This is a genomic window from Alteromonas sp. ALT199 (assembly GCF_018619335.1).
Lineage (GTDB): Bacteria > Pseudomonadota > Gammaproteobacteria > Enterobacterales > Alteromonadaceae > Alteromonas.
The window spans coordinates 1-10535 of record NZ_JAHHDX010000107.1 but is presented as its reverse complement, the minus strand read 5'-3'; the positions used below and the strand labels follow the sequence as shown (position 1 = coordinate 10535).

Annotated in this window: 13 protein-coding genes and 1 tRNA gene; 7 read left to right on the top strand and 7 right to left on the bottom strand. The window is 42.7% G+C overall.

Annotated elements, in window-relative coordinates:
- Positions 1–203: 203 nt before the first annotated feature.
- Positions 204–1088: a class III extradiol ring-cleavage dioxygenase gene (locus KL866_RS11940; RefSeq protein ID WP_214995203.1), complete on the bottom strand. Its 885-nt coding sequence runs from the start codon at positions 1086–1088 to the stop codon at positions 204–206.
- A 95-nt stretch (positions 1089–1183) separates the two neighbouring features.
- The gene (locus tag KL866_RS11935; RefSeq protein ID WP_025255349.1) at positions 1184–1633 is read right to left on the bottom strand and encodes a DoxX family protein; all 450 of its coding nucleotides are present in this window, start codon (positions 1631–1633) and stop codon (positions 1184–1186) included.
- 222 nt (positions 1634–1855) lie between these two features.
- On the opposite strand from KL866_RS11935, the gene KL866_RS11930 reads away from it, so the two are divergent.
- Positions 1856–2761, top strand: a complete 906-nt coding sequence (locus KL866_RS11930) for a LysR family transcriptional regulator (protein WP_214995201.1) — start codon at positions 1856–1858, stop codon at positions 2759–2761.
- Between the two features lie 169 nt (positions 2762–2930).
- On the opposite strand, the gene KL866_RS11925 is transcribed toward KL866_RS11930, so the two are convergent.
- Positions 2931–4397 carry a DUF3360 family protein gene (locus KL866_RS11925; protein ID WP_214995200.1) on the bottom strand — a complete coding sequence of 489 codons (1467 nt, stop codon included), beginning with the start codon at positions 4395–4397 and terminating at the stop codon, positions 2931–2933.
- A 144-nt stretch (positions 4398–4541) separates the two neighbouring features.
- Positions 4542–4633: transfer RNA gene (locus KL866_RS11920), tRNA-Ser, on the bottom strand.
- Between the two features lie 239 nt (positions 4634–4872).
- Here KL866_RS11920 and KL866_RS11915 point away from each other — a divergent pair.
- Genes KL866_RS11915 through KL866_RS11895 form a run of 5 tightly spaced genes read left to right on the top strand, consistent with a single transcriptional unit; the run spans position 4873 to position 7064 of the window.
- Complete coding sequence (locus KL866_RS11915) at positions 4873–5538, top strand: Bax inhibitor-1/YccA family protein (protein ID WP_014949619.1); 666 nt, start codon at positions 4873–4875, stop codon at positions 5536–5538.
- A gap of 56 nt (positions 5539–5594) precedes the next feature.
- Positions 5595–5984 carry a sulfurtransferase complex subunit TusD gene (tusD, locus tag KL866_RS11910; protein WP_214995198.1) on the top strand — a complete coding sequence of 130 codons (390 nt, stop codon included), beginning with the start codon at positions 5595–5597 and terminating at the stop codon, positions 5982–5984.
- Entirely contained in the window at positions 5984–6352 is a 369-nt protein-coding gene (locus KL866_RS11905) for a DsrE family protein (protein WP_214995196.1), read from the top strand. Before tusD ends, KL866_RS11905 begins: the two co-directional genes overlap by 1 nt.
- Positions 6352–6720 (top strand): DsrH/TusB family sulfur relay protein, encoded by a 369-nt coding sequence (locus KL866_RS11900; RefSeq protein WP_214995195.1) that lies wholly within the window; start codon positions 6352–6354, stop codon positions 6718–6720. The genes KL866_RS11905 and KL866_RS11900 overlap by 1 nt, the downstream gene beginning before the upstream one ends.
- Entirely contained in the window at positions 6717–7064 is a 348-nt protein-coding gene (locus KL866_RS11895; protein ID WP_214995193.1) for a TusE/DsrC/DsvC family sulfur relay protein, read from the top strand. The genes KL866_RS11900 and KL866_RS11895 overlap by 4 nt, the downstream gene beginning before the upstream one ends.
- A 44-nt stretch (positions 7065–7108) precedes the next feature.
- Here the strand turns inward: KL866_RS11895 and KL866_RS11890 are convergent, their stop codons facing one another.
- Positions 7109–7885: a hypothetical protein gene (locus KL866_RS11890; RefSeq protein WP_251140003.1), complete on the bottom strand. Its 777-nt coding sequence runs from the start codon at positions 7883–7885 to the stop codon at positions 7109–7111.
- A 375-nt stretch (positions 7886–8260) separates the two neighbouring features.
- On the opposite strand from KL866_RS11890, the gene KL866_RS11885 reads away from it, so the two are divergent.
- Positions 8261–8698 (top strand): host attachment protein, encoded by a 438-nt coding sequence (locus KL866_RS11885; RefSeq protein WP_025255357.1) that lies wholly within the window; start codon positions 8261–8263, stop codon positions 8696–8698.
- Between the two features lie 77 nt (positions 8699–8775).
- Here the strand turns inward: KL866_RS11885 and KL866_RS11880 are convergent, their stop codons facing one another.
- Positions 8776–9489 (bottom strand): SOS response-associated peptidase family protein, encoded by a 714-nt coding sequence (locus KL866_RS11880; RefSeq protein ID WP_214995191.1) that lies wholly within the window; start codon positions 9487–9489, stop codon positions 8776–8778.
- A gap of 136 nt (positions 9490–9625) precedes the next feature.
- The coding region (locus KL866_RS11875) for a S9 family peptidase (RefSeq protein ID WP_214995189.1) at positions 9626–10535 on the bottom strand (910 nt) is incomplete at its 5' end.

Below are 10535 nucleotides of genomic sequence, written 5' to 3'. Positions count from 1 at the left end.
CGGGCTCTGCCAACTCTCCTTAAGTGCTGCGTATCTTAATGATTTCTTAGGGCCTGTAAAGCACTAATTTTAACATTTTGTTCTAAGCGAGCAATTGATAAACAAAGTGCTCAAAAATTGGCAAAGGCAGCACACTGGGACTGTCTGTATTTTACACTGCACTGAGTAATGCGAGACCCAACAAAATAGCTGCAGGCGTAAAATTAGTAGTTCCAAACAAACATGCTTGCGGGTTTACTAAGCAGTTTTAAAGAAATGGCTTTGTCAGCTGCTCTACTATTTGCTCCATAACAAACATGCAGCGGTATAAGGTGCTCTTCTCTAGGGTGTGCATATCGTGCGTTTGGGGCGTTGAACCAATCGATAAGTAGAGCTCCGCGCTCATTTTCACTATAGACATTGCTTTGCATCGTTTTTTGTAGCCAATTGTTAAAACGAGTGGCTTTTCCCATCGCATCACTGGCGTTATCAAAAAAGCCCCGCATATTATGAAAAGAAGAACCCGAGCCTAAAATTAATATGTGTTTTTGCGCTGCATTAGTTGTAACTGTCGTTTCAACCGCTTTTCTCAATGCTTTTCCTAGTTCAATATGTTTGTTGGCGTTGAGATCCGAGGTTATCGATATTTGAATACATGGCACATCAGCTATGGGATACATAATGCTTAACGGGATAAACATTCCGTGGTCGAAACCGCGCTTGTTATCTCCCCGCGCAACTATACCCTGCTCTTTTAAGCTTGTAACTATTGAAGTCGCGAACGCTTCCTCCCCTTTGGCAGGGTATTTAAGAGAGTATGCCGCTGGTGGAAAACCGTAATAGTCATAAATTAATGAGGGTTGCGGATGTGTGGTCACACAGACTTCCTTCTCTTCCCAGTGGGCACTTACCAGAATTATTACATCTGGCTTTCGAAGTTCAATTGACAGCCCTTTTAATACGTTAATCATTTCCGCGTGATAAGTAGGGCTTTCTCCATCACCTTTTGACTGCATTTCAAGAAGTGGAAGCGGGCCGCCGCCATGGGAAATATAGGCGGTCGTGATTTGCGCTACGGTTTGAGTATTGGACTGGATTCGCTGTTGCATAGCATCACTCATTGTTCGCTGCAATTTAGGGCTTGGTTTTAAAGAAAGCCAGCTATATTAAGCTGGCTTCAATAAATTTTTTCATTCTGTACGTTCTACTTATTAAGCTTGTTACTAATAAGTGAGTCGATAGAGAATTTTCCACTACCTTGGATGGTTAAAGCAGTCGTCGCCGCAAGAAGCGCTAGTGCGAATTCGTAACCGTTGTTACTCATAAACAAACCGTTCGCTGCATGTACGCTGAAGATGGCTATTACCATAGTAAAGGCACTCACCAAAGCCGCTGGTCGAGTTAGTAAGCCTATAATAAGCGCTAGCCCACCAAAGAACTCAGCACTACCGGCCAACAGTGCCATTAAGAAGCCAGGGGCTAAACCTATGCTCTCCATCCACTGTCCCGTGCCTTCCAAACCATAACCACCAAACCAGGCGAAAAGCTTCTGGGCACCGTGAGCACTCAATATAATGCCAACCGGAACGCGTAAAACCAAACTAGAGACACTGTTGTTTGATGTAAAAATGCTCTTCAAAAATTGTTTATTCATTGCCGTATCCTTAAAGTCTTTTGTAGTAGAAAGCGTCATATTAAAAGTGTCGGGTTAAAAAGTGTCGTAACCAAAACACTGGAGCGCACTACTTAAATTCACTGAGTAGCGAGTGCGCTAACCTTAGGTGCACAGAATAGTTACCAACAGCTATTGAATAAAGCGAATAAATATTGAATTATTACCAACACGGCGTTGCTAATTAAGTGGTACGGACAAAAAGTGGATAAATTATCGTTGTTGAAGACATTTAGGGTTGTTGCAAACGAGGGCAGTTTCACTAAAGCTGCAGAAAAGCTCGATACGTCAAACCAACTGGTTAGCAAATACATCGCTGAGCTGGAAAAGCAACTTGATACACGCTTGTTTAACCGCACGACTAGGAAAATCCATCTAACAGAGGCCGGTAGACAATGCTTGCAACATGCAGACATTATTCTTGAAAGTGTGAATGATATGGAAAGCCAGCTTGGCTTGTTAAACTCAGAAGCTAAAGGCGTACTTCATGTAAGTGCTCCTGTGTCTTTTGCAACATTGCATTTAGCTGGTGCACTTAGTGCATTTCAACAAGCCCACTCTAATGTGTCGATAAACTTGCAGCTTAATGACCGAAAAATTGATGTTATAGATGAAGGATTTGATGTTGCGATACGTGCCGGCTATCTCGCTAGTTCAACGTTGATAGCTAAAAAGATCACGACCATAAAACTTGCTTTATGTGCTTCTCCTGCCTATCTGAAAAAATACGGTACGCCAGAACACCCCAACGATTTAAAGCCTGAGCACTATCTTGAATATTCTTACGTGAATTATGAAAACGATAAGTCAGCGCTGATTGCGGCGCTAAAGGCAAGCGCCCAGAAAGTGACGCCTAAACTAACCGCTAATAATGGAGAAGTGCTAGCCAATGTTGCCAAACAGGGTGAAGGATACGTACTTCAACCTACTTTTATTGTTGGTAAAGCGCTTAAAAACGGTGAGTTGGTTTCCATACTAAATGAATTCGTACCGCAAGCAATTTCGCTATACGCCGTTTACCCGCACAGAAAGCTTATCTCTAATAAACTCAGGGTTTTCATCGACTTCTTGTCAAACTACTTTGGAGATATACCCCATTGGGACAAATAGAGCGGAAGCTAAAAAACGGTACGCGTAACCATGCAAGCATCTTTAAGGTTAAGTTACCTAGCACGCAAGGAACAGAGACAAGAGAAAAAACAAATAGAAAAGGCAAGAGAGAGTGACGAGGGACATCAAACGGCGTGGAAGAAAGTTCCCACGCCGTATATCTGCAACATTACATTCTAAAGCTTTCCATTATTGCTGGTACACCAGGGAACATACCGATTAACGCCATAACCGTACACAGCACCAAAAAAGTAATACCTGGAATAACCCAGCGCCCTGCTTTGCCTAAGTCACCAGCCCTGTCTTTACACCCAACTAAACCCAAATTATCTAATAACATAGTAAAAGACCACCCAAATACAGGGTTAACTAGCACAGACGAAATGACGACCAATGCCGCAGACTGGGTTGTTTTTCCTTCTCGTGTCATTTGCATACCCGCTTCCATTAACGGAAGGAACACGCCAACAATTAAAGCCACACAGAGTACTGGAGGCCAAATAGCTAGGTCCATAGGATAACCCCACAGCGCGGCGACAACACACAATAGCCCGGTAACTAATGCGCCACCTGGAATGGGTCTGCGAGCAATAGACGCAGGAATAATGTAGGTTCCCCACGAAGAGGATATATTACCACCTCCCAATAAGCTTCCTACTGCTTGACGGCTTGAAGCTGCGATCATGGTGTCATCGATATTCATGTGCGCCCTTTCACTTTTTTTCGGGTAGCTAAGCTTTTGAAAAACTTGATGCCCCAAAAAGTCTGGCGACCACATAGACACTGCGAGTACAGCAAAAGGAAGCACTGCAATAAAGTGCGACCAGTCTGGTAAGCCTAGTTTCCAGCCTGTGTCTTCGCCCCACCAATATGCAGGGTTTAAATTAGGCATACCCGGCGATGTGGTGAACTCAAACGGTGCGCCAAAAGCAAAAGCTATTACTGCAGCCATCACTGCGCCAAGTGGAATGGCTAACCAGCGCTTTTTAATATGCTCTAGCCATGCGTACATAAGAATAGTGGCAATCAGCACTACAAAGGCTAAATAAGCCATGTCGAAGCTCTCTGCCCACGCAAATAGCTTCTTAACCTGGCCTGTAATGCCTATGAAACCTAAATATAGCAATAGCCCACCACACACACCGTTACTGGTGAGTTTAGCGAGTATGCTACCGCCCTTTGTTATGCCTAATATGAAACCAAACAAACCGATAAGCAGGCCGAGCGCCATGGGGTGACCACCAGAAGCAACGATAAGAGGCACCAGTGGTAAAAGCGGGCCGTGTGTACCTGCTAAGTTAGCCGAGGGGTTTAGGAAACCTGAAATTAAAACTACAAATAGTATTGCGGCTATAAGTAACTCGAAGCGTACGTTTTCAATAACAAATTCAGGTGATAAACCAAGCGGCGCTGCGAATGCACCAACGACGGCGGCAACCATAACAATTTTACCTATGGTTGCAGCCATACCGGGCACAAAGTCTTCCCACTCAACGCGATAATCTTTACCAGGTAGGTTTAACCGCCAACGTTTAGGAGAAAGTATTTGTAATTCGTGGTTTAAATAATCGTCTCGTGATTTAAAGCTACTGCTCGGTTTGTGAAGATTTTGATAAGAAGAACTTTCCTGTGACACATAACACCTTTAGATTGCGCGAAGAAAACGCAAGCCTAAACATGTGAATGGAATGTAACAATGCGACTGTGGTCTTATACGAAAGTTTAACGTGATAGACGGGCATAAAAAAAACCCGCAACTATGTGCGGGTTTCTCGTAATATGGCGGAGAGTGAGGGATTCGAACCCCCGGTGGGTTTGACCCCACGTCTGATTTCAAGTCAGGTGCATTAAACCGGGCTCTGCCAACTCTCCTGAAGTGCTGCGTATCTTAATGATATTTTTATGACTGTAAAGCGAAAAATTAAAAAAGTTGTTCAAGTGCCGAGATTTCAATCAAATATGCTATTTAGCACGTATAAAAGATGTTTTTATATTCACCTGACACCATTTTCATCTGAAACTACTTGAAAACGGGAACTAAAACCCATACAACATACACTAAATAATTGTGTACCATTTTGGTCATATCATAAGTCCTGTTGGAGGAAACAATGGATCAACGTTCGATGTATTCAAGTGCATCTCAACCATCGGTATTGCAGACGAACAAGGTTCTACGCAACACCTATATGCTGCTTGCGATGACACTAGCGTTTAGTGCGGTTTGTGCTGGTATAGCAATGGCGGTAGGCATTTCTCCTATGATGTCTCTTGTTATGACTATCGGCGCATTTATTACTCTTTTTGTAGTCCAGAAAAAAGCGGATTCAGCGTCTGGTATTTACTGGGTGTTTGCATTCACTGGTTTAATGGGTGCATCTTTGGGTTACACGCTTAATTTCTATTTAGGTGTAGCTGGTCCTGGCCTAATCATGGAAGCACTGGGTGCAACAGCACTTGTGTTCTTTGCGCTATCTGGCTATGCCCTTACTACTAAGAAAGACTTCTCGTTTATGGGTGGCTTCTTGGTTGTAGGTTTAGTTGTAGTGCTTGTAGCTGCTATTGCGAACATCTTCTTCGCAGTACCTGCGGTAAGCCTAGCAATTAGTGCAGCGATAGTGTTCATCATGTCAGGTTTCATCTTGTTTGATACAAGCCGTATCATCCACGGTGGTGAAACAAACTACATTCGCGCTACAGTTTCGCTATACTTGAACATCTATAACTTGTTCACGTCTATCCTTCACCTTCTAGGTGCGTTTGGCGGCGACGATTAATTTAGCGTTAAAGGTTGAAAAGATAAACACCCCTTAACCGGGGTGTTTTTATTTGTATGGCAGAATATTCAATACTTATCACATCATCACCGTTTCAAGGCGACACGGCTTTGCGTGCCCTCTCCTTTGCGCAAGGGGTTATTGATAATGGTGATGTAATAAACCACGTGTTCTTTTACAGTGAAGGTGTACACCACACTAACAACTTAATGCTGAAAACGGGCGACGAGCTTTTTGCGCTTGATAGCTGGAAGGCTCTGGCAACTGAATACGGGGTAAAGTTACTCGTATGCATTACCGCTGCCGTTAAGCGAGGCATTGTGAGTGAGTTAGAGGCGAAAGAAAATGGGTTATCTCAGGCCAATTTAGGCGCACCTTTCGAACAAGCAGGTTTAGGCGAGTTCTTCACTGCGCTTCACGACTGCAACAGGTTGGTACAATTCTAATGGCGCAACTACTTATTAGATTTACCCAAAGCCCATTTTCCAGTGCGAAAAGCCAAGACGGTTTAGACTTTGCGCTTGCCGCTACAAACTATGGTCACGATGTTAAGGTGCTGTTTGAAAACCAAGGTATACTGCAGCTTGTTAAGGCAGCATCTACCAAAGGGCTGAAAAATCACACTAAACGTTTGGCTAGCATGCCATTTTTCGATATCGAAGAATGCTTTGTGTGTAAAGCAAGTGCAGATACCTACGACATTGACCAGGTTCTTGCTAATAACAGTTTAGTTGATGAGTTAGACTGTGAGTGGATAACCCCAGAAGAAAAAGTTGCGCTTATCCAAAGCGTTGACCATGTGGTGACATTCTAATGCTTATTACTATTTCAACGCCAAATTTGGGCACTGAATACAAACAACTCATTGAAGCCACATATGAGCAATCGACCTCTACTCATGTTGTATTTGTTGGTGATGGCGTTTATGCCCCTGCGTTAAATTCTGCGTTTTTTGAGCAACTTGCAAATTCAGCAGCAAATACGGTAAAAAGTACGGTAGCAAGCCCGGTAGAGAGCACGACAAAAAACTCGGTAGAAGACAAACCAACGCTTAACCTCTCGTTCTTGAGTACAGATGCGGCTACTAGGGGCGCAAATCTGCCTGAACATGTTAATCCAATTTCTCACAAAGAACTTGCTGCAATATCAGCAAAATATCAGCACTGGATCCCCCTTTCATGACACAAGAAACCTATAGCTTCAATTATAAAGGCCAAGCGATCCCTACAGACAAAGCCGGGTATTTACTCGACTATAGCCTTTGGGAAGAAGGTATGGTTGAGTTGCTGGCGCAAGAAGAGAACATTGAGTTGACCGAAGCCCACTGGGAAGTGGTGCGTTTCGTGCGCGCATTCTATGAAGAATACGAAACCAGCCCAGCGATTCGTGCTTTGGTGAAAGCCATGGCCAATAAGTTTGGGCCAGAAAAAGGTAATAGCCGCTACCTGCAGCGACTCTTCAAAAAAGGCCCGGCCAAGCAAGCCACTAAACTGGCTGGATTACCAAAACCAGCGAAGTGCTTGTAAAGACTTTGCTGAAAAGGCCTGGCATAATTTAGTTCTGTTTTCCGTTACTGGCACCGCTCCGGAAAAGAGTACACTGCCTCTGTACAAGGATTCTGGCCCTTACTCGCATAGCAAGTACGCATACTCACTGTTCTTTTGCAAATTCCTGGAGAAAGGGTCTCTAAAATATTTGAAGAATCTAGACCTGGGCCAATATAAGCCCCCCGATATTGGTTTTTTGCCTGTTTTTTAGCAAGTTCTCTTCGACACTGCTCGTCGTCAGCAATAGTATTAGTTGTTTCATCTATTTCGCCATCCATAAATGCTAGCGCATGGGTCATCCCGTCAATTTTAGACATGCCTCTGTCTAGGCCTAGTGTTACCGAATTTAACTTATATTTATGATTTGTAGAGCGTTCCAGCAAAAGGCCAAGTCTAAAAACCAAGCGATTTTCAGCGTCACCAACAATAGCAATGCTAGACTCTCCACTTAAATCACGATAAACATTAAGGTCTACTGAATGGTCATCGATTTCAATTTCTAGACCAGTCAATTCCTCACCTTTAGATAAATCATTGAGATCTAAATTTTTACCGTTAACGTGTTCTATAATACTGCTTTCAATTTGGTTGCTGACTACTTCTTGCCCCCTTACTCCATTGTAGTATTCGGAGACAACATAGCACGAGGCTGAGTTTTCAGACGATGCCTCTGGAAGTGACGCAAAAGAAGTCTTTTTAGGGCTATTAATGGAGTTTGGGTGCCCAGATTCAATCATGTTTGTAGCATTCGCTATCGTGGGTAAGAATAGAAACGCCGCTAGTATTCCTATTTTATTCATTGGAAAGTCCTTATCTCTTATTTCTTATGTCCTATTTCTTATAATGATTAATGTAGACTGCAACCTCCCTCCAATCAATATTATTGTTCAAAAACATATATTATGATTTGGTAATCTATATTAACCTTATAGATTAAGCATAATTTGCTTCTTCTTAATTATTATTCCAACTAAGCTCTTTGCAGCGGTTGAAACCCGATTCAAGGTAGCGAGTACAATAGCCGCCTATTGTTAATTGTTTTAGCCTTGGTGTTGATATTGCAACTCCCCTCTTACATTAGCGTTTTATCTCGGGTTTTGGGCATATTTTTCATACTTGCCATTACCGAACACTATAAACGTGAATGTTTTACATAAATGGACATAGGAGGCTGTATGACAGTTCAAAAACACTACGTAATTGTGGCTAACCACGACGACGCCACAGCTTACACCTATACCAACCACGGAAGTGCACTTGTTGAAGTAAAGAAATGGCACAATGAGTTTAGTGGCGCGAGTGACCAAGACATTTATACAGATAAACCCGGCAGACAATCGGCTCCCGCTTCGCAGGTACCGGGCGTTGATAGCATGAACCGAAAAGATGCCGCAGAACTTGAAGATGAACGATTTGCCAGTGACATTGCCGACTGGCTAGATGGTGAGCGTAAACGGGGTGCACTAGGCTCAATTGATATTATTAGCGGGCCAGGATTTCTTGGCAAATTAAGAAACGGAATGTCATCTCAATGTACGGATGTTGTCGATAAAGAAGTGAAAAAGAATGTTTTAGGTGCGGACGAGGAAACCTTACTTTCCTACCTTAAATAAAACGTTATTTAGAACATAGCTTATCACAGGCGGCTGCTGTTAAAGCCGCCTTTATTTTGTTCGCATACGAGTTTAATTCAAAAGTTTTCGTCAGCCTTTAACATATTAACTTCACCGATTGCCTCACCGCTTTTAAACGTTTTTACTCGCGTGACTTCAAGGTCGGTATAAATACGAGGGTTATTCAAAATATACTCCACCTCATTATCCAATGCGCCTTCTTTGTCAGCGGTTAGCCACGCATTAATAGCGTGACTGTCATGTGGAAGAAAGCAGGGAATGGATTTTTCATGATACTGACTAAAGCCATCTATAGGCGGACGTGTTACTACTGCACAGGAAAATAGCCCATTACTAAACCGCCGATATACCGCGCCAATAAGCAATGCTCCGCTAGTGGGCTTCATTAAATAATGTGCTTTTCCTTTCCCAGACGGATTTGACTCACCTACAGCCGTTGCTACGACTATAGCCCGCCGTTCTCGAATAAACTTTCCCCAATAAGGGCTTTCTAGATTACGGGCGTTAAATGTTGTTCTATTGCCAACCTCTAACGTGTTGCCTACGGGCTTAGCATCAAACCACCAAGTAGCATCTATAGTGCTATCACAAGAAACAATTAAATTGGTAATTTGTCGTTCAGGTGCATTTCCAAATGCGGGATAAAAGTTTATAACATTGCTTGTAGAAGACTCGTTGACGAAAAGCGGAATGCTTTGTGTGAGACCTACTTCTTCAAGAAGCGCTATAACGTCTGGTGAGTCAGTAACACGTTGTATAAATCCACACATGGGGCCTCTTTGCTGAAATTGCTTTGCAAGTAAGATTCTTGATAGCCAACATATTGCAAAGATAACTTAGCTAGCAAAAAAAGGAAACGGCATTCACCGTCTCCTTTTTAAATAAAGAACAAACTTTAAATACTATTTATTGAGCAGTGTATTTGTCAAAAAATTCAAGCATCTCAGTCCAACGCTCAACGTTGTTTTCTTCTTTATAGAAACCATGAGCCTCACCAGACTTCATCATCCATTCGTACGGTTTATTTTGCTTTTCTAGCTCATCCCGTAGGGCAAAAGCGTGCTCTTTTGGTACTCGCACATCTTCTTCACCTTGAATAATGAATACAGGTACCTTAATTTTATCGACGTTTTTAATCGGAGACTGGCTATCATCATCGGGCAGTACGCGATTTAAGTAGTTTATACCACTTTGAGACTCTGGAATGTCGCCGGCTTTCTTCATCAGTGCTAGGTCATAGACTCCTACAAAACCTACCGTACACTTATATAAGTCAGGCTCTCTAATGACACTTTGCAGCGCTGCATAGCCGCCATACGAAGCACCGTAAACACACATTCTATCTTTATCAACAATTCCTTGTTCAACAAGATAATTAACGCCATCGGTCATATCGTCTATCATCACTGTACCCCAAGTTTTGAAGCCTGCTTTCAGAAACTCTAAGCCGTAGCCGCCTGAACCTCTGAAGTTAGGTTGGAAAACCGCATAACCATGAGCTGCCAAGACTTTAGCATCGCTTCTCATTTCAGTAAGTGTATCTTTTAAACCGATAGGACCACCGTGAGGATGCATTATTAAAGGTAGGTTCTTAGCTTTACCGACAGGTAATGTAAGAATCCCTGATAATTCTTGACCATCTCTTGCTTTATAGGTAACAATTTTTGATTGTGGCATCTCAAAATCGTTTAACCATGGTCGCGAATCAGTAAGTTTAGCTAACTGTTTTTTATTTCTATTAAATAAATAATAAGCCGTGGGTTTATTAATTCCGCCAACCGCAACAATCATCTTCGAGCCGTCATAAGTTGAAGAT